We start from the raw sequence: 19,360 nt of genomic DNA, 5'->3' as shown, positions 1-19,360 counted from the left end.
CCGCACCGGCCCACCCCGCCGTCCCCTTCCCCACCCGCAGCCGCGCGGTGCCCGCCTCGCCCTTGTCCGTGCGCGCCGACAACGCGTCCACCAGCAGCACGTCCTTCACCCGCAGGCTCGCCAGGTCCTGGCCGGAAATCTCCGCCGAGCCAATCTCCGCGCGCAGCCAGCTGCGCACCGCCGACAGGCGGCTCGCGAAGGCCTCCAGGTCCGCCTTCCCCCGGGCCCGCCGCTGCGTGCTCTCCACCGCCGGCTCGGCCGCGTCCAGCACCGCCGCGGGCACCACCAGCCGCACCATGCCGCTGTGCGGTCCCAGCGTCGCTTGCAGGTGGACCGCCAACATGGGGCCATCATCCCCCAGCCGCGCGGAGACCTCGTCCACGCCCCGCGCCACGCCGTCCAACCGGGGGCGCGGCACCGCCGCCTGCAGCCCCGGCACCAGCAGCTTGAGTCCCTCGAGGACGACGTAGGCCATCACGCCCTCCTCGATGTCCGTCAGCGGCCGCAGGCCCACCGTCTCACCGGCGCCGCCCAGCAGCAGGTCCACCGCCACGTGTGCCAGCGCGAGCTCCACCTCCAGTACCGCCCGGCCCTGGAGCGCCCCGGGCGCGAGCACCGCCAGGAAGGTGGGGTCGCCCAGGAAGCGCCGCAGCTCCGCCATGGGCCGCACCTGGACGGACTCCACCGTCAGGCGCACCTCCGCGTCGAACAGCTCCTTGAGCCGAGCCGCCACGGCCACCGCCGTGCCGTCCGCGGGCGTCAGCCACCGCAAGCGCTCCGCGAGCAGCCCCTGCGCCCGGGAGACCTTCTCCAGGTTCCGGAAAGCGAAGGGCCGCCAGCGCCGCTCATGGCTGGCGGGTGGCTCCTGGGATGCCGGGGACTCCTGCGGAGGCTCCTGGCGCGAAGGCCGGAGCTGGCGCAGGTCCACCAGCATCGTGCGCTCGTGGACGCCCGATCCTTCGTCCTCGGATTCGAGACTCATGCCTTCGCCTCGAAGCGCACGTCTTCAAGCCGGAGCCCACGGCCACTGAGCGCGGACCGCAGTCCCTCGCTGGCCCCTTCGAGCTGCTTGAGCACCTCGCGGTTGCTGCCGCTGAAGGTGGCCGAAATCTTCCCATTCCGGGCGCTGACCTTGATGGACAGTCCGCTGAGCACGTCGCCCCGCAGGTCGATCTGGAACTCCGCATTGCCCGCGGCGTTGGTGCCCACGCGGACGCGGTCGACAATCTTCTGCGCAATCTCGGTGGCCAGGGCCCGCAGGCGCTCCGAACCCGCGGTGTCCTTGGGCTTGGCCACGGGCACCGGCGCCATCAGCGCGGGGTTGAAGCGGAAGCCGGGGGCGATGGACTCCGACCCGCCTTCCTTCTTGTCCTTGCCACCGCCACTGCCCTTGCCGCCGCCCGCGTCGGCATCCGCCCGGATGGCGGCGCCCCGCTCGGAGCTGACCTGCCCCAGGGAGGACTCCGCCTTGCCCAGGTCCTTCTCGCGGCTCTCGGAGGTTCGCTTCTCGTCGGTGCGCCGGGCGTCCCGGGCGTCCGACGCGCGCGAGCCGCCACGAGCCTCCGCGGCTTGGCCCTGCGCCTGGGCTTGCGGCTGGGCCAGTTCCTTCATGGCGGGCTGCTGTTCCTGCTGCACCCGCTCACCAAACGTCTTGCCCTGCTGGGTGGCCCGCGCGAGGACGGCGCGCGCCAGACCGCCTTGTTGCTGCTGGGGCTCCGCGGGCGCCGGGCCCGGCGACGGAGGCGGCTGCTGGGCCTGCTGCATCAGCCGCTGGAAGGCGGAAGCCCCCTCCTGGCGCTTCTTGGCCTGCCCCTCGGCGAGCTTCTTCTCCTGGAGGAGGCGCTCGGCCAGGCGCGCTGCTTCGCGATCGTCGTCAACTCGGCTCATGACGTCATTCCAGGGGGATGGGGAGGGCGCAGGTTACTTGCGCTGGCGCGCCAGGAACAAGGCGTTGCCAATCTCCTCCTGGTTCAGTTCCTCACGCTGCTGTCGCTCGTACTTCACCTGCTTCTGCCAGTTCTCTCGGTGCTTCTCGATGGCCTTCAGCTCCTTCGCCGCCTCGGCCATCTCCCGCCGGCGCTGCTCCACCAGCCGTTCGGCCACCTTGACGGCCTCCCGCTGGCGCTCCACCTCCAGCGCCACCTGCGCCTCTTCGTCCTTCAGGCGCTCCTCGAAGCGGTTCATCATGTTCATGCCGTTGATGCCGGCACCCTTGAACATGACCTCCTTCAGGTAGGCGGCCACCTTCGCCTTGCGCTCGCGCTTGCGCTGCTCCAGGTCGTCAATGAGACGCTGGAGCTCCGCCTTCTCCTTCTCCAGCGCCTTGATGGCGGAGGAAAAGGCCTGCTCCGCCTCTTCCTTGGCCCGGGCGCGCATGTCCTGCAGGGCCTGCAACCGGTACGGGGGCATGTTGGCCCCATCCTAACCCGGAATCCCCGCCGCGCACCCCTGGCCGGCGTCTTACTCGTCGAACAGGGCGATCAGCTGCTCCACCGTCTCCTCGAACCCGGAGTTGGAGTGGGTGTCCTGCTTGAGGAAGTCGATGATGGCGTCGTACTTGTCGATGGCCTGATCCGTGCGGGGATCCGTCCCGTACTGGTAGGCCCCCAGGAGGATGAGGTCGCGCTGCTTCTCATACGTGGAGAGCAGCTCTCGCAGCCGTCCCGCCGCCTTCTTGTGGTCCTTGGAGACGATGCCGCTCATCACACGGCTGAGGCTGGCGAGCACGTCCATCGCCGGCCACTGGTTGCGCTCACCCAGGGCACGGTTGAGGATGAAGTGGCCGTCAAGAATACCGCGAACCTCGTCGGCGATGGGCTCTTCCATGTCACCGCCGGCCACGAGGCAGGTGTAGATGGCGGTGCACTTGCCCTTCTCCGAGTTGCCCGTGCGCTCCAGGATGCGAGGCAGCATGGAGAACACGCTCGGCGGGTAACCTTGGCGGGCCGGGGGCTCACCCACGGCGAGGCCAATCTCACGCTGGGCACGCGCCAGACGCGTCACCGTATCCAGCATGAAGAGCACGTTGCCGCCGCGCTCGCGGAAATACTCGGCGATGGCGGTGGCGACATAGGCCGCGCGCAGACGCACGAGGCTGGGCTGGTCGGAGGTGGCGCACACCAGCACGGAGCGCTTCATGCCCTCCTCGCCCATGGCGTCTTCGATGAACTCACGGACTTCGCGGCCACGCTCGCCGATGAGCGCCACCACACAGAGGTCCGCTTTGGTGTTCCGGGCAATCTGCCCCATCAGCGTGGACTTGCCGACGCCGGAGCCGGCGAAGAGGCCCACGCGCTGGCCCTCCCCCACCGTCAGCAGCCCGTCGATGCAGCGCACGCCCAGGGGCAGTGGCCGCTCGATGCGCTGGCGGGTGAAGGGATCCGGGCAGTCGCGGTCCACGGACCAGTCGATGAGACCCTCCTCCGGCAACGGATGGCCGTCCATGGGCTCGCCGATTCCGTTGAGCACGCGGCCCAGCAGCGCCTCTCCGCACTTGATGCTCAGCGGCTTGCCGGTGGGGATGACCTCGCTGTCCGGACCGATGCCGTGCAGCTCGCCCAGGGGCATGAGCATCACCTCATCCCCCTGGAAGCCCACCACCTCCGCCTTCACCGCGCCGCGGTTGCGGCTCTTGATGAGCACCAGCTCGCCCACGCGGACGTTGGGCACGCTGGCCTTGATGATGAGGCCCGTCAGCTCCGTGACGCGGCCGCGCACGCGCACGACCTGAGCTTCCTTGATGAGGTCGAAGTACCGCGAGAGGTCAATGGCCATGGGCGAGTCCCTTGACGCTCCGGCTCAAGCCGGCCCTTCCTTACGCGCGGTGTCCGGCAACAGGACGTTCTGGAGCATCTCCAGCTGAGTGGGAAGCTGTGCGTCCACCGTGCCGAACTCCGTCTGGACGATGCAGCCCACGGGGGCCACCTCGGGGTCCTCCTTGATGGCCAGATCCACCGCGCGGCCGATGAGCTCCATCAGGACCGGCTTCTTCGCGCGGAGCACGGCGGCCGTCTTCGGGTGGACCCGCAGAATCATGGAGCGGGCGCTGCGCAGGTTCTCGATGGCCGCGGCGCACAGCTCCACCATCAGCTCCGGGTCCTTCTCCAGGCTCCGGCCGATGATCTTCTCCGCCACCTTGAGCGACAGCGCGATGACGTCCTGCTCGTGGCCGGTCAGCACCTCCCCCGCCTGCATCTTCGCGCGAAGGATGATTTCGGTGGCCTGCGCCAGGCCTTCCTGACGGCCCTGCTCACGCGTCTTGGCGAGGAGCTCCTCGCGCTCGCGCTGCGCCTCCGCGAGGATGCGCTCCTTCTCGCGCTGCGCCTCCTCCAGGATGGCCGACGCGCCCTGACGGGCCTCGAAGACCTCGGCGTTCATCACCCCCGCGCGGGGAGGCCGCAGCACGGGACGCTCGGGCGCGTGCGCCGGCTCCGCCGTCCCATCACCTCGAATCACCTTGCCGATCGCCATGGGCCGCTCCTTGCGGGCCGGATGCTAGCGCGTTCCGCCCTTGGTTCCACGTCCCCCTGCACCCGGAGGCACAGGACGGTCGGTACCCGACGGAGAGCGGGGACGCCGCTGGACGGACGTGCCCTCACCCCGGGGCTTGGGCATGGGCGCCAGGGACGGCGAGGTGATGGCCCGCCCCACCAGCACCCGGGGGGGACGCTCCGGCTCCTGCTCCGCCTCGGGGGGCTTGGCCCGGCCGCCCCCCTGGGCACCGGACGCGCGCGAGCGGAACACCCGGGAAACCTCCGAGTCCTCCCGGTCCGGCTCTGCGGCCCCGAACTTCATCCGAGCGGCCCGAGGAGGCTCCTCCGCCGGACGCTGCTGCCCCCGGGACGCGACGCGGGATCGCTCATCCGCTGGGCGCGCCTGGACGCGGGAGCCTTCGGCCGCACGGGAACGATCATCTGGAGCTCCGGACTGGACGCGGGAGCCTTCGGCCACACGGGAACGCTCATCTGGAACGTTGGCATGGACGCGAGAGCCCTCTGCCACACGGGAACGCTCATCTGGAACGTTGGCATGGACGCGAGAGCCCTCTGCCACACGGGAACGCTCATCCGCAGGTCGGGCGTGGACCCGTGAGCCCTCGGCCACGCGTGAGCGTTCGTCCTGCGCACCAGCCTGAACCCGCGAGCGCTCGCCCTGGCCTCCAGCCTGAACCCGCGAACCCTCGGCAACCCGGGAACGCTCTTCAGGCGGACGCGAATGCACCCGGGAACCCTCGGCGGCACGCGCGCGGTCCCGCTCTGACAGCGTGTCGGGGTCCTGGGGGCGAGGCCGTGCGCCGCGCTGCCCCAGCCGAGAAGGCGGCGGACCGATGCGCGCGCCCTCTGGATCCGCACGAGGCGGGCGCGAATCGGGCCCCGCACCCTCACGGCGAGCCCCCGCGTCGCCCGCGTTCGCGGGCTCACGCCGGGCCGGCATCCGCTGCACCGCGGAGCCATCCTGTCGCTTCGCGGGCGTGGCCACGCGGGACGGCTCACGCGAGGACAACACGCCCGCGTTTCGCGCCGCCCGCTCCGCCATGAAGTCCCGCCGGGCCGGCTCTCCCGCGCCCTGGCGAGCCGCACCCGGGGCCTGCCCTCGCACCGGCGGTCGTGTCGGTACATCCCGGCCAGCAGGTGCCGCCTTGGCAGGTGCCGCCTTGGCAGGTGCCGCGTTGGCAGGTGCCGCCTTGGCAGGTGCCACCCCAGCAGGTGCCGCCCCAGCAGGTGCCGCCCCAGCAGGCGCTGCCCCACCGGGCGCCGCCGCCTTGGCCGCGGGTGGCGCCGCCGCGGCAGCCGCCCTCCGGGCTCCTGGAGGCGGAGGAAGAACGGCGGACTGACGCGGAGGCGGCGGTGTCGCAAGGCGAACCGGCCGCTCGATGAGGCCACGCGTGGCCAGCCGCTCCAGGTCCATCACGATGTCGGTCCGGCCGCCATCGCCTCGCGCGGTGGGACGCACGCGCTCCTCGCGCACCCACTTCGCCAGCAGGCTTCCGAACTCACCGCGGTACTTCTCCAGCATGCGCGCGGCGAACTCCGGAGACTGCGCCACACATGCGCGCGCCAGCCGCTGAGCCCCCGCGCTGCGCAGCGCCACCGCGGGCCGCGTCAGGCCCTCGTGTGGCTCCAACTGCGCCCGGGAATCCTCCTCCGGCAGCTTGCGCGGAGCATTGGCCGCCACGGCCTTGGTGGCCAGCAGCTTCAAGTCCGGCGGCAGCTGCTCCAGCATGGCCTCGCGCTCCGCGTCCGGAAGGCCCGCCAGCGCCGGCCCCAGCACCCGCGCGCCCAACCGGTCGCACATGGTGAGCAGCTCCCGCTGCTGAAGCTGAAGCACGTCCGCGAACTTGAAGCCCGCGGCCTGCTGCCCAGCGACCTCGCGCGCGAGCAGTTCCTCCAGCTTCCACCGGACGATGTCCAGGACCTGCGGGCGGACTTCGCGGGTCAGCTTCACGCGCGAAGGCGGCAGATGCGCGCGCACCGCGTCCGCCAGCGTGCCCGGCAGCGCGCGCAGCACCACTTCCATCAACGCGCCCCGCTCACGTTGCAGCAGCGCGGCCAGCCGCTCCGGCTCGGCGCTCCAGAGCTGACCACGGCGGTCCTTCACCAGCCGCTTGATTTCCTGCACCAGCGCGGGGATGCGCTTCTCGCGCGGAACCTGAAGCAGCTCCTGCGCGCGATGACGCAGAAGCGCCCCCTCCTCTTCGGGAAGGTGCTCCAAGGCGCCAAGGCTCTCCTGGCCGCTGAACGTCACGGCCGTCAGGAGCAGCATGCTCTGGCGCTTGTTGAGCGAGGTGAAGAACGAGTCCAAACGTCACCTCGCGGGCCCCACAGACGCCCGCTGGGAGAAGGAGGGAAGCCCCACCGTGAGGGGCAGTGACGTCAGGCCTCGGGAGGACGACCGCGGGCACGCGCTCCAGCGCGCGCGGCTGGGGCGCTGCTGGAACCGCCGCGCATGAAGGTCCACATCGTCAGGCCCAGCATCGCCAGCACCAACACGAAGGCACCCGCGAACATCACCTTGAACTGGCTGGCGCTGGCCGCCGTCATGCGCAGCCCCAGCACGTCCTGCAGGCGGCTCTCCGCGTCCGTCTCCGCCGACGGCGGCAGGGCCTGCGTCATCAGCACCGTCACCGCGCTGGCCTTCAGCTCCGGCACCGCGGTGGCCGCGAACTGCTGCACCACGGCGGTGTCGATGGGCGGCTTGCCACCCTCGCCCGGGCGGTACTTGATGAACACCGACGCGGACGGCATCGGCTTGTTCTCCGGCTGGGTGAGGTCGTTGTTCTCCGGAATCATCACGATGGCGCGCGCTTCCAGCACGCCGTCGATCTGATTCAGCGCATTGGAGACCTCGCCGCCCATCGCCTTGAGGAGCATGGCGCGCTCCTCCGTCGCGGTGGGCACCATGCTGCCCTTGGCGAAATGGGCCAGGCCCTTCTCCACCGGCCGCGGCAGCGAATTGAGCTTGAGCAGCTCCGCCGCCTGCGCGGCATCCGCCTTGGGCACGGTGATCATGAACCGCACCTCGTTGCCGCCTTCTTCCTTTTCCTTCTTGGCGGTGATGCCGTTCTTGCTGAGCAGGACGTAGATTTCGTTGGCGTCCGCTTCGCTCAGCGCGTGCTGGAGTTCGATGTGGCAGCCCGTCAGGAAGAGCAGGGCAAGAAGCGAGGCGGCAAACGCGTGCGGTCGGCGAATCATGGGCGGGTCGGAGCTTACTAGGCCCCCGGAAAACGCGGAAGGGCGCCCCCTCCCACTCGTAGAGGGAGGGACCGCCCTTCTCAAGGCCGCGCCGCCGGGAAACCGGGGTTGGGCCTACACCTGGGTCTTGACGACGTCCTTCAGGCCGGTGGTCGCCTTCTCCACGACCTTGCTCGTCAGGTCCAGCTGCTGCGTGTATTGGTACATAGAGGCCTGGAGCGACAGCAGCTCCGCGTTGGAGAACGCCTTGCCGCTGGAGGCCTGCTTGATGATGTGCTCCAGGTTGACCTGGCCCTTCTCCAGGTCACCAACGATCTGCGTCATCATGTCGCCCGCCTTGGACGACTTGGACGCCTCGGCCTTGGCCGTCACCGGCTCCGCCGCCTTGGTCGTCACCGACTCCTGGGCGCCGTGCACCTTGTTGAGGGCGGCCTTCTCCGTCTTGTTGACGGTCTCCACCTGACGCACGGCATCCGTGCGCTGGGTGGCCTGCGCCGCCTGGGCCTTGTTCACCTGCTGGGCGGCGTCCACCTGACCGGCGCCTTGCGCCTTGTCAGCGAGAACTCCGTCGAACTTCGACGCGCCCTGCTTGTTCGTCTGCTGAGCGCCCTGATCCTGCAGCTTCTGCTGCGCGACCTGCGCCGCGGAGACTCCGGCCATCGGACCCGCCATGTGAGACCCTCCTTGCATCCATCGGAGAAGGAGGCAGTTCCTCCTCCTCGTTCAAGAGTTCCTTGAGCCGGTCGATTGCCCGCGCATGCAGCCGCGAAGCCCAGCTCTTCGACTGCCCTATCTCCGCTCCCGCTTCCTCCAGCGTCCTGCCCTGGAAGTAGTACCCCATCAGGAGCTTTCGCTCCTTCTCCGGAAGCTTTTCGATCGCCGCCCGCACCCGCGTCTTCAGCTGCTCCTGCTCCATCCGGATGTCGACGGGGAGCGACTCGTCGGTGTAACCCGCCGTGTCCGCGCCTTCGATGCTGGTGGCGAAAACCATCGCCAGCCCCGTCACCGCATCCGAGATGTCATTCACATCATCGTCGAATGAGCTGCCGCGGTTGCCTGCTCCGGCCTCACGATCCGAAAGATTTCCCAGATACGCCGCCGCCCGCTCTCCCACGAAGGCGTTGCGGGCATCGGAACCACGCAGCACGCCCATCTTCCGAAGCCCGTCGAAGATGGCGCCCTTGATGCGGTAGTGCGCGAAGGTGAGGAAGTTGGCCCCGACCTTCGGGTCGAACCGCTCGGCGGCCTCCAGAAGGCCTATCTGGCCGTAGGCCAGCAGCTCATCCAGCTCCAGCTGGGCGTTGAACTGCTTGCGCACGGTCGCGGCCAGCGACCGGACGTAGGGGCCGTACTTCTCGAGGATGACCTGCCTGTCGTCGCCCAGAGCCAAGCGCCGCTCACTCGGCCTTAGACCACAGCCGCTCGAGGACCTGATTCAGCCGCGGATCATCCTGGAGCGCGTCTGCAATCTTGGTGGTGAGGGAAGAAGACTTCATGCGGAGCTTCTCCTTCAGGACTTCGGCGACCAGGGCCTGCGTCGCCTCTTCCTTGCTCTTGAAGCCCCCGTTCTTCAGCTTCCGGGCAATGGCCACCGCCTGGGAGGCCACTGGATCCGCGGCCTGGGGGCCCTGGACATTGCTGGAGCCTACCAGACCCGAGGGCCCGACAAGAGACTCCGTCCGGTCCACCCGGCCACCAAAGCTGGCGCCACCCGCCGGAGCCGCGCCGGCAGGGCCCTTCGCGCCACCCGCGCGGCCCTTCCCACCGCCTCGTCCGACACCTCCGACAGCCATCGCCGTGACCTCCGTCCTACGTCTTCGCCGGAGGCAGGACTCCCGCCTCCTTGGCCTGGATGAGGGACTGCGCCAAGCGGGCACCGTCCCCGTCCGGATCCAGGTCCATGGCGGCCTTCAGCTCCTTGAGCGCCTCGGGAACCTTCCCCATGAACAGCAGCGCTTCGCCCGCATGCGCCCGCGGGAGCGCGGACTGCGGGGCCAGGCGCTGCGCGACGCGGTAGGCCTGCAGGGCCTTGTCATGACGGCCCTGCGAGAACTCCACGGCGCCCAGCGCCAGCTGGGGCACCTCGCTCCGGGGCATCAGCGCGGCCGCCCCGGAGAAGATCTCCTTCGCCTTGTCGAAGTGGCCCATGTCGAGCCACAGGTAACCGGCCTCCAGCAGGACCCTGGCCTGCTGGCGTCCGAGTGGGACGAGGCTGTTCGAAATCTCCGAGGTGTCCGCCATTGACGCTCCCTAGGGCGACGACGCCCGCAGTTAGCGGACGTTGCCGATGGAGTTCTTGATCGTATCGTTCCGCGACTTCATCACGTTCGAGATCGCGGTGAAAGTCTGCGATTCCTGCTGAATGGCGGCCTGCAGGTTCAGGAGCTTGGAGTTCTCCTCGGCCATCTTGTTCAGCGAGAAGTTGCCGTTGACAGTGTCCGTGGTGCTGCCGGTGCCCTGCCCACCCAGACCCAGCGGCGAGCCGGAGCCAGCCACCGCGCCACCCAAGCCGCCCGCGACGACACCGCCGCCGGCCGGCGCCACCGCGCCGCCCAGGTTGCCCGCCACCGCGGTGTTCATCACGCCCGCGTACGGCGCGCCCATGCCCGAGCCGCCCGTCGAGGAGAACGTGTGCATCGAGGAGACGGCGGCGGAGACGATCTGCCCGCCGGGGACCATGCCCGCCATCGCGCCCACACCCGTGCCCACGGCGCTGGCGGCGCTGTTGAGACCATTGTGAAGCCGCGCGCCGAAACCGGTGTCCGGCGTCTGCCGCGCCGTCGTGACGTTGGTCGAGAGACGAACGTTCGGGCCCATCATGTTGTCGATCTTCGCCATTGCTTCCTCCAGGCGCTGCTTCCAGCGGAAAGGTCAGAGATCATCGATGCTCAAGATGCTCTCTTTTGCATTATCGGCGGGGGGCCCCGCCGGTTGCCTAACCCCGGAAAAAAAGAGTCTCCCGGGGAAAATCCACCGTCATTTCCGGCCCTTGCCACCCTTCGATTCGGCGATCAGCCGCTCGCGGGTCTCCACCAGCATCTCCAGCAGCTCCTCCGCGCGACCAATGGCGGCCTGGGCCTTCTTGCCCTGCTCCACCTTGGGGCCCTTGAGCTCGGTGAGGCCCGTCTTCACCCCATCGAAGAAGCCACGGACCTCTTCCACGGAGGCCGCCTCGAGCAGTGACTCGATGGCGGGAAACGAGGGCGCGGGAAGGTCCTGCGCGGTCTGGGACGGCTTGGCGGTCGGGGGCATTGCGGAGACGGTCTCCTGTCGGGCCACCGGCCGGGCTGGCCAGTGGGCGCTGGGCCCCCGACGGTAAGGGAAAAGCCCCGCTTCCTACAAGGCGCTCCCCTCTTCCCCGGATGCGCGCGGCCCCCGAACCACCGGCCGGAGAGCGAACGGCCTTTCCAGCAAGGGGGTGAGCAAGCCCTGTCCGGTTCCACGAGCGCACCTAGGTTCTCTCCAACGGGGGACGTCGCCGCCCCCGCCCACCCACAACAACCACAGGAGAACCTCCATGAAGAAGCTCGTTGGCGTCTTCGCCACCATCGCCATGCTCGGAACGGGTACCGCCCTGGCCAACAACGACGAGAACAAGCCGAAGGACTCCTCGGCGGCCCAGGGTGGCTCGGGCCAGGCAGGGCAGACTGAAATCCAGCAGGACACCACCACCATCGAACGTGAGACGACCACCACGCCCACTCAGCCGGGCCAGGGCGGCTCCGGCACCATGGGCCAACAGGCCACCATGGGCCAGAAGGAGCTCAACGGCCGCGTGGTGAAGGCGGAGAGCGACAAGATCTTCGTCGACATGCAGGGCGCGGTGGTCCCCCTGGAGGTCGACCGCAGTACCCGATTCAGCGACCCGACCCTGAAGAAGGCCAAGGACCTGCGCCCCGGCCAGGAGATTCGCGCCAGCTACGAGGTGAAGGAGACCAAGAACGTCGCCAAGAGCATCTCCCTCTCGGGAACGGGCGGCGCGGGTGACCCGACGCTGACGCCGGACTCGTCCATCAATCAGGACAGCGGCAAGGGCGGCTCCGGCGTGGAGAAGCACGAGGGCACCGGTGGCGCGGGTGACGACAGCACCATGAACCCGGACACGGGCTCCAATACCTCGCCCGACACGTACTGATGACACACCCTGGGGCATGTCAGACCTGCACCCCATGAAGGGGATTTCGGGGCCCGCAGCCGCGAGTCGGCTGTGGGCCCCGCGCCATGGGATGTGCGCATGGAGGGCTCGCCCCACCTTCCACTCCATACAGTTCATTCAGTATTGACTGAACGAAACACCGCCGCCTAAAAGCCTGCCCGTCACCCCGGCTGCCGTGCGCACCGCACCGCGACGCCCAGCCGGAGAGGCGTGGAGACAGGCATGGTGGAACTGGAAGCCGCCGAACGTCGCTTCATCGAATCGGTGGGGCTGTACTTCGAGCGGCGGGGTGGCACGCGCATCGGCGGGCGCATCTACGCGCTGTTGATGCTTGCGGGCAAACCCCTGTCGAACAAGCGCATCGCCATGCTGCTCAACGTGAGCGCGGCGTCGGTGTCCACCAACCTCCGGGCCTGCACGGACATGGGCCTGGTGGAACCCGTCAGCGTTCCAGGGGACCGGCAGCACTACTACGTCATCCATTCACAGGGCTGGGAAGGCAAGCTGCGCGTCGCCGAGGAGTCCCTGAGCACCTTCGCCCGCCTCTGTTCCGAGGCCCTCGCGGTTCCGCGTCTCGCTGGAAATCGTAGCTTGCGAGAAGCGTCTGCTTTCTGTGATTTCTACAAGGCTGAGCTTACAGGCATCGCCGAGCGGTGGCGCGCAGCGCATGCCCCCCGTCCGCCACGCCCCGTCAAGACTTCGAAAGGACGTACCGCATGAATCCCACCGCTTCGCAGTCCTCCATCGTCTCCATCACGAACGTGACCAAGGACTACACCCTGGGGAAGGTGGTGGTCCCGGCGCTCCGGGGCGTGGACCTGGAGGTCCATGCCGGTGAGTTCATCTCCATCGCCGGGCCCTCCGGCAGCGGCAAGACGACGCTGCTCAACCTCATCGGGTGCGTGGACACCGCCACCGGAGGTGTGGTCCGGGTGGCCGGGCAGGACACCAAGCAGCTCACGGAGCGCCAGCTCACGAACCTGCGCCTCAACACCATTGGCTTCATCTTCCAGAGCTTCAACCTGGTGCAGGTGCTCAGCGTCTTCCAGAACGTGGAGTTCCCCCTGCTGCTCCAGCGCAAGCTGGACAAGGCCCAGCGCCGGGAGCGGGTGATGCAACTCTTGGAGCAGGTGGGCCTGGCAAGCCACGCCAAGCACCGGCCCAACGAGCTGTCCGGAGGCCAGCGCCAGCGCGTGGCCGTGGCGCGCGCGCTCGTTACGCGGCCCCAGCTGGTGCTCGCGGACGAGCCCACGGCCAACCTGGACTCGGTGACGGGCCAGAACATCATCGACCTGATGAAGGAGCTCAACCAGAAGGAGGGCACCACCTTCATCTTCTCCACCCACGACGCGAAGGTGATGAGCCACGCCAACGCGGTGGTGCGGCTGGCGGACGGCAATTTCCTGGACCGCATCAGCGCCGCCGAGGCCAGCCGCGCCATGGCCGCTGGAGGCCACTGACCATGGGACAACTCCGTTTGCTGCTGCAGGTGGCCTTCCGCAACCTGTTCTCCAGCAAGATCAACCTGCTCATCGGCGGCATCATCTTCTTCGGCACCCTGCTCGTGGTGGTGGGCGGAGCGCTGATGGACAGCATGGACAGCGCGATGAGCCGCAGCATCATCGGCAGCGTCGCGGGCCACATCCAGGTCTACTCGGATGACTCCAAGGACCCGCTGGCCCTCTACGGCAGCATGAGCGGCGAGCCGGACCTGGCCGCGCTGGACGACTTCAGCCAACTCCGGCCCTTCCTGGAGAAGCACCCCAACGTGAAGACGGTGGTGCCCCTGGGCACCAGCGGCGCCATCGTCACCTCCGGCAACACGGTGGACCTGACGCTGTCGAACCTGCGCGCGCTCTACAAGAAGCGCGACGAGGCCGGTGAGACGCCCGAGCTGCGGGAGAGCATCGACAGCGTCAAGGGACACGTGCGGCAGATGGTCAACCTGATGGCCGACCAGACGGCCAAGAGTGAGCAGGAGCTGGGCGGCGCCCAGAAGGACCCCGCGGAGGTGGAAGCACTCGCCCGGGCGCGCACGGACGCGTTCTGGGACGCCTTCGAGGAGGCCCCGTACAGCGCGCTGGAGCTGTTGGAGAACCGCATCGCCCCGCAGATTCCGGACGGGGACATGCTGGAGCTGCGCTACGCCGGCACGGACCTGGACGCGTTCCAGCGCACCTTCGACCGCATGGAGATCGTGGACGGACAGCCGGTGCCCACCGGGCAGCGAGGCATGCTGCTGTCCAAGTTCTTCTACGAAGAGTTTCTCAAGATGAAGTCGGCGCTCCGGCTGGACCACATCAAGCAGGAGCGGGATCTCAACCAGAAGACCATCGCCACCGACCCGGACCTGCAGCGATGGGTGAAGGAGAACCAGACGCAGACGCGGGAAATCATCTTCCAGCTGGACCCCGTCAAGACGCGGAAGATGGTGGAGCGGCTGCAGAAGCTGCTGGGCAGCCAGGAGCCCGCGCTGGACAAGCTGCTGACGCAGTTCTTCACCACCGACGACGCCAACTTCGACACCCGCTACGCCCAGTTCTACTCGGAGCTGGCGCCGCTGCTAGAGCTCTACCGGCTGCGCATGGGGGACGTGCTCACCATCACCGCCTTCACGCGCACCGGCTACATGCAGAGCGTCAACGTGAAGGTCTACGGCACCTACCAGTTCAAGGGCCTGGAGAAGTCCGCCATGGCCGGCGCGCTGAGCCTGATGGACCTGATGTCGTTCCGGGACTTGTACGGGTACCTCACCGCGGACAAGAAGGCGGAGCTGGCGGAAATCCAGAAGCAGAGCGGCGTGGAAGCCCTCAGCCGGGACGAGGCCGAGGAGGCCCTCTTTGGTGAGGCCAGCGACAACGAGCTGGTGGCCGAGGCCACGTCCAGCGACGTGGACGACCAGGCCGCCTTCATCGGAGACCAGGGGGCGCTCACGCGTGAGAACCTGCTCCAGCGCGTCTACACCCAGCAGGAAATCGAGCAAGGCGTGGCCCTGAGCGCGGCGGTGATGCTCAAGGACCCGGAGCTGCTGGAACAAACGATGGTGGAGCTGCGACAGGCGGCGAAGGATGCGGGCCTGAAGCTGCGCGTGGTGTCCTGGCAGGAGGCGGCGGGCATCATCGGGCAGTTCGTGTTGCTCGGGAAGCTGGTGCTCTACTTCGCCGTCTTCATCATCTTCGTGGTGGCGCTGGTCATCATCAACAACGCCATGATGATGGCCACCATGCAGCGCGTGCGCGAGGTGGGAACGATGCGGGCCATTGGCGCGCAGCGCTCCTTCATCCTGGGCATGGTGCTGGTGGAGACGCTGGTGCTGGGGCTCGTGTTCGGCTCGGCCGGCTCACTGGTGGGCAGCGGTATCATGGCCCTGCTCAACAGCGCCGGCATCCCCGCGGGCAATGAAGCGCTCTACTTCTTCTTCTCCGGCCCCCGGCTGTTCCCCACGCTGAGCGCCAGCAACCTGGTGGCGGCGTTCGTGATCGTCCTGGGCGTCTCCGCCATCTCCACCCTCTATCCCGCGTTCCTCGCGACCCGGGTCTCGCCCCTCCAGGCGATGCAGACGGACGAGTGAGAACATGCTCCAGCTCTTCCTCATCGCATTCCGCAACCTCGGCACCCACCGCAGGCGCACCCTGCTGCTGGGCGGCGCCATCGCCAGCGTCACCGCGCTGCTCGTCATCCTCATGGGCCTGTCCACGGGCATGAAGGAGTCGATGCTCCGCTCGGCCACCACGCTGTCCACCGGCCACGTCAACGTGGCCGGCTTCTACAAGGTGACGGCGGGCCAGGCGGCGCCGGTCGTCACGGGCTATCCGGCCATCCTGGAGCAGATCCGCAAGGACGTGCCGGAACTGGACTTCGCCGTCCAGCGCGGCCGGGGCTGGCTCAAGGTCGTCAGTGAGACGTCCTCCATCCAGGTGGGCGTGGGCGGCATCGACATCCAGTCCGAGCCGGGCCTCCGTCAGGTGCTGCAGATTCGCGCGGGCGCGCTGGACGGCCTGGCCGAGTCCGGCACGGTGCTGCTCTTCGAAAAGCAGGCAAAGAAGCTCAACGTCCAGGTGGGCGAGTCCGTGACGCTGGCCGCCCAGACGCTGCGAGGCGCCAGCAACACGGTGGACGCGCGCGTGGTGGCCATCGCGGCCGACATGGGCATGCTGAGCGACTTCGGCATCTTCGTGCCGTCGGACACGTTGCGCTCGCTGTACCAGTTCAAGAGCGACACCGCGGGCGCGCTGCTGCTCTACCTGAAGGACATCCAGCACGTGCCGGTGGTGCAGGCCCGGCTGCGCCAGACGCTGACGGACGCGGGCCACACGGTGATGGACCACGACCCGCGCGCGTTCTTCATGAAGTTCGAGACCGTCAACCGCGAGGCCTGGACGGGTCAGCGGCTGGACATCACGAACTGGGAGGACGAAATCTCCTTCATCACCTGGACGCTCACCGCGCTCAACAGCCTCACCGGTGTGCTCATCTTCGTGCTGATGGTCATCATCGGCGTGGGCATCATGAACACGCTGTGGATTGCCATCCGGGAGCGCACCCGGGAGATTGGCACCCTGCGCGCCATTGGCATGCAGCGCACGCGCGTCCTGCTGATGTTCGTCTTCGAGGCGCTGCTGCTGGGCATGCTGGGCACGTTGGCGGGCGCCAGCATGGGATTGGTGCTGTGCCTGGCCGTCAATGCCATGGCGGTGCACGTCCCGGAGGTGGTGGCGGTCTTCATCATGTCGGACACGTTGAATCTGGCCGTGCACCCCTCGTCCATCCTGGGTGCCATGGCCTTCATCACCGCGTGCACCACCGCCATCTCGCTCATTCCCTCCTTCCTCGCCGCGCGGCTCAAGCCGGTGACGGCGATGCACCACATCGGGTGAACCCATGAGCCTCAAGAACGTGCTGTCCGCCGCGGCGCTTGCCGTGTCGCTGCTGTCCGCCCCGGCCGCCCAGGCCATGGAGCAGGCCGAGCAGGTGAAGCTCCTGGCCACCATCGACGACCGCCAGCGAAACGGCGGCGACTACAAGGCGATGGTGTACATGGAGCAGAAGGAGAAGGGGAAGGCGGACCTCGTCTACGAGCTGGTCGTCTACCGCCGCGACGCGGACGACAAGCTGATGATGCTGTTCACCAAGCCCAAGACGGAGGCGGGCAAGGGCTACCTGCGTCTGGACAAGAACCTCTGGAACTACGACCCCAACGTGGGCCGCTGGGAGCGCCGCACCGAGCGCGAGCGCATCGCCGGCACTGACAGCCGCCGCGCGGACTTCGACGAGTCGCGGCTGGCCGAGGAGTATGACCCGTCCTACGAGGGCGAGGCGAAGCTGGGCAAGTACACGGCCCACCTGCTGACGCTGAAGGTCAAGCCCGGCGTGGACGTGGCCTACCCCGTCCTCAAGGTCTGGGTGGACAAGGCGTCCGGCAACATCCTCAAGCAGGAGGAATACGCCCTGTCCGGCCGGAAGATGCGCACGGCGCTCTACCCCCGCTGGAAGAAGATGTTCAGCGAGTCCAAGAAGGACGACGTCTGGATGCCGGAGGAGATGCGCATCTACGACGAAATCGAGAAGGGCAACTCCACCACCATCCTCGTCAAGACGGTGGACCTGCGTCCCCTGGAAGCCAACCTCTTCACCAAGGCGTGGCTTGAGAGCAAGAGCCGATGACCCCGCGCACGCTCACCCTGGCCGCGGCGCTGTCCGCGGCCCTCACCGGCGCGCCCGCGTGGGCTCAGTCCGAGGAGCGGCCCGACGAGGACGCGCTCTTCGGAGGCGGGCAGGAGAAGACGCCCGCGGAGGCACCCGCGGGCGAGGACTCGGGCCGGCCTGACGAGGATGCTCTCTTTGGCGGTGACGGCTCGGAGCCGACTGTGGACGTGGCCCCTGGCACCACCGGTGGCGCCACGGAGCGGCAGCCGCCGCTGACCGCGCCTGACGAGGACCGGGACGCGGACGTGTTGAACGGCCCTGCGGCCCGGAGCGCCTTCGACACCGAGGACGTGGTGGACGATCCGCTGAAGATTGGCGGTCAGTTCTACCTGCGTGGCTTCATGGCGGGCAGCGAGAACACCTCGCTCCGCCAGACGTCCTTCTCCGCCCCCACGCTGGTGGACGGATACCTCGACGCGCGCCCGTCCGACCGGATCCGCGGCTTCGTCGTGGGACGCTTGAACTACGACCCCGCCATGCCGCCCCGGAGCACGCCGGACGCCCCGGCAAACCCGCGCGTGCTGCTGGACCAGGCGTGGCTGCGCTTCGACCTGGAGCGCACGGTGTTCTTCACCGTGGGCAAGCAGCACGTGAAGTGGGGCACCGGGCAGATCTGGAACCCCACGGACTTCCTGTCGCCCCAGCGTAGAGACCCGCTGGCCTTCGTGGACCTGCGCACGGGCGTGTCCATGTTGAAGGTGCACGTGCCCTGGGAGTCCAAGGGCTGGAACGTGTACGGCGTCCTCGTCATGGATGACCTGGGCACGGACGTGGGCGCCATCACCGACCCGAGCGGAAGCCCTACGTCCCAGGCCGGCGGCAGCGACCCGGTCAACCGGCTGGGCCGCCTGGGCGGCGCGCTGCGCGCGGAAGTCCTGCTGGGGCCCGCGGAGCTGGGCGCCAGCGCTGTGGCGCAGAATGGACGCAAGCCCCGCTTCGGGCTCGACGTGTCCTCGCCGCTGGGGCCGCTGGATGTCTACGCCGAAGTTGCGCTGAAGGAAGGCACGGACCGGCCGCTGTACCGCATTCCGGAAGGGACGACGCTCGAGGACATCGCGCAGAACGGCGTCCAGGTGGAGGCGTACATTCCCTCGGGGCTCACGCCGCAGATGACGGCGGGCGCGACCTACAGCTTCCCCTATGGGGAGAACGACCTGGCCGTGCTGGGCGTGGAGTACTTCTTCAACTCCACGGGCTACACCGGCTCGTTCGGGTATCCGTACCTGCTGCTGAAGGACGCCTTCAACCCGCTCTACCTGGGACGGCATTACGGCGCCGCGTACCTCTTCCTGGACCGGCCTGGGCCACTGGAGCGGACGTCCTTCAACCTGTTCACGCTGGGCAACCTGTCGGACCGCTCGTTCACCACGCGGCTCAACGTGATGCACCGGGCGCTCACGTATCTCACGGTGGAGGCGTACGGCTCGGTGAACTACGGACGGCGCGGCGGTGAATTCCGGCTCGCCGTTGATGTGCCGGAGGGGCTCGTCGTGGACGGGCAGCCGATTCCGGCCTTCTCCGTACCCGCGCCGACGTTCCAACTGGGAGCGGGGCTCCGCATCAGCCTCTGAGTCCGTCGACTCGTCCTGAGGTGCCCAAGGGCCGTGCTCCCCTGCTTCTGGGAGCGCGGCCCTGGGTGTTTTCAGGGCTCGAGCAGGCAGTTTCGGGGATGCCCGCACTGCGAGCAGCCAGTCGGGCGCCGTACAGGCAGTTGGGGTGTCCGAGGGCGGACGGATGGACAGATTCTTGCCATGCATCTTTGGATTGCCATCGCTGCAGGGTTGGGCCTCGGCCAGTCGCCGAACGC

Annotated in this window: 20 protein-coding genes; 7 read left to right on the top strand and 13 right to left on the bottom strand. The window is 68.4% G+C overall.

Going from position 1 to position 19,360, the window contains the following annotated elements; translation table 11 throughout:
• The 13 genes from F8M74_RS30805 to F8M74_RS30745 form a co-directional block, all read right to left on the bottom strand.
• Positions 1-982, bottom strand: a 982-nt coding sequence (locus F8M74_RS30805) for a YscQ/HrcQ family type III secretion apparatus protein (protein ID WP_163884637.1), incomplete at its 3' end; no start/stop codon positions are given.
• Positions 979-1,887, bottom strand: coding sequence for a flagellar hook-length control protein FliK (locus F8M74_RS30800; RefSeq protein ID WP_141256607.1), 909 nt, complete (start codon positions 1,885-1,887; stop codon positions 979-981). The genes F8M74_RS30805 and F8M74_RS30800, both read right to left, overlap by 4 nt.
• A 33-nt stretch (positions 1,888-1,920) precedes the next feature.
• The gene (locus tag F8M74_RS30795) at positions 1,921-2,409 is read right to left on the bottom strand and encodes a flagellar assembly protein FliH (protein WP_011552518.1); all 489 of its coding nucleotides are present in this window, start codon (positions 2,407-2,409) and stop codon (positions 1,921-1,923) included.
• 51 nt (positions 2,410-2,460) lie between these two features.
• On the bottom strand, positions 2,461-3,774 hold the full coding sequence (sctN, locus tag F8M74_RS30790) for a type III secretion system ATPase SctN (RefSeq protein ID WP_011552517.1): 1,314 nt from the start codon (positions 3,772-3,774) through the stop codon (positions 2,461-2,463).
• Between the two features lie 24 nt (positions 3,775-3,798).
• Positions 3,799-4,470: a FliH/SctL family protein gene (locus F8M74_RS30785; protein WP_090489477.1), complete on the bottom strand. Its 672-nt coding sequence runs from the start codon at positions 4,468-4,470 to the stop codon at positions 3,799-3,801.
• A gap of 24 nt (positions 4,471-4,494) precedes the next feature.
• Positions 4,495-6,801 carry a hypothetical protein gene (locus F8M74_RS30780; RefSeq protein ID WP_141256608.1) on the bottom strand — a complete coding sequence of 769 codons (2,307 nt, stop codon included), beginning with the start codon at positions 6,799-6,801 and terminating at the stop codon, positions 4,495-4,497.
• A gap of 71 nt (positions 6,802-6,872) precedes the next feature.
• Positions 6,873-7,691, bottom strand: coding sequence for a type III secretion protein (locus F8M74_RS30775; protein ID WP_141256609.1), 819 nt, complete (start codon positions 7,689-7,691; stop codon positions 6,873-6,875).
• Positions 7,692-7,805: 114 nt separating this feature from the next.
• A complete protein-coding gene (locus F8M74_RS30770) occupies positions 7,806-8,222 on the bottom strand; it encodes a hypothetical protein (RefSeq protein WP_011552513.1) in 417 nt (138 codons plus the stop codon).
• 22 nt (positions 8,223-8,244) lie between these two features.
• Positions 8,245-9,081, bottom strand: a complete 837-nt coding sequence (locus F8M74_RS30765) for a sigma-70 family RNA polymerase sigma factor (protein ID WP_140861804.1) — start codon at positions 9,079-9,081, stop codon at positions 8,245-8,247.
• A 7-nt stretch (positions 9,082-9,088) separates the two neighbouring features.
• Positions 9,089-9,484 (bottom strand): hypothetical protein, encoded by a 396-nt coding sequence (locus F8M74_RS30760; RefSeq protein WP_011552511.1) that lies wholly within the window; start codon positions 9,482-9,484, stop codon positions 9,089-9,091.
• Positions 9,485-9,500: 16 nt separating this feature from the next.
• On the bottom strand, positions 9,501-9,932 hold the full coding sequence (locus F8M74_RS30755) for a tetratricopeptide repeat protein (RefSeq protein ID WP_013939015.1): 432 nt from the start codon (positions 9,930-9,932) through the stop codon (positions 9,501-9,503).
• A 30-nt stretch (positions 9,933-9,962) separates the two neighbouring features.
• The gene (locus F8M74_RS30750; protein ID WP_141256610.1) at positions 9,963-10,529 is read right to left on the bottom strand and encodes a hypothetical protein; all 567 of its coding nucleotides are present in this window, start codon (positions 10,527-10,529) and stop codon (positions 9,963-9,965) included.
• Positions 10,530-10,667: 138 nt separating this feature from the next.
• Positions 10,668-10,943, bottom strand: coding sequence for a hypothetical protein (locus F8M74_RS30745; protein WP_026113931.1), 276 nt, complete (start codon positions 10,941-10,943; stop codon positions 10,668-10,670).
• Between the two features lie 265 nt (positions 10,944-11,208).
• Between F8M74_RS30745 and F8M74_RS30740 the strand changes: the two genes are divergently transcribed.
• From F8M74_RS30740 to F8M74_RS30710, 7 genes are all read left to right on the top strand, one after another.
• Complete coding sequence (locus tag F8M74_RS30740; protein ID WP_141256611.1) at positions 11,209-11,826, top strand: RNA-binding protein; 618 nt, start codon at positions 11,209-11,211, stop codon at positions 11,824-11,826.
• A 243-nt stretch (positions 11,827-12,069) separates the two neighbouring features.
• Complete coding sequence (locus F8M74_RS30735) at positions 12,070-12,567, top strand: GbsR/MarR family transcriptional regulator (protein WP_141256612.1); 498 nt, start codon at positions 12,070-12,072, stop codon at positions 12,565-12,567.
• Positions 12,564-13,307: an ABC transporter ATP-binding protein gene (locus F8M74_RS30730; RefSeq protein ID WP_141256613.1), complete on the top strand. Its 744-nt coding sequence runs from the start codon at positions 12,564-12,566 to the stop codon at positions 13,305-13,307. Before F8M74_RS30735 ends, F8M74_RS30730 begins: the two co-directional genes overlap by 4 nt.
• Before the next feature lie 2 nt (positions 13,308-13,309).
• Entirely contained in the window at positions 13,310-15,418 is a 2,109-nt protein-coding gene (locus tag F8M74_RS30725) for an ABC transporter permease (protein WP_141256614.1), read from the top strand.
• 4 nt (positions 15,419-15,422) lie between these two features.
• Positions 15,423-16,724: an ABC transporter permease gene (locus F8M74_RS30720; protein ID WP_141256615.1), complete on the top strand. Its 1,302-nt coding sequence runs from the start codon at positions 15,423-15,425 to the stop codon at positions 16,722-16,724.
• A 4-nt stretch (positions 16,725-16,728) separates the two neighbouring features.
• A complete protein-coding gene (locus F8M74_RS30715) occupies positions 16,729-17,511 on the top strand; it encodes an outer membrane lipoprotein-sorting protein (protein WP_141256616.1) in 783 nt (260 codons plus the stop codon).
• Positions 17,508-19,124 carry a hypothetical protein gene (locus tag F8M74_RS30710; protein WP_141256617.1) on the top strand — a complete coding sequence of 539 codons (1,617 nt, stop codon included), beginning with the start codon at positions 17,508-17,510 and terminating at the stop codon, positions 19,122-19,124. The genes F8M74_RS30715 and F8M74_RS30710 overlap by 4 nt, the downstream gene beginning before the upstream one ends.
• Positions 19,125-19,360 lie beyond the last annotated feature (236 nt).

This window comes from Myxococcus sp. CA023, assembly GCF_010998615.1.
Taxonomy (GTDB): Bacteria; Myxococcota; Myxococcia; order Myxococcales; family Myxococcaceae; genus Myxococcus.
This window is presented reverse-complemented; position numbering and strand designations above follow the sequence as displayed.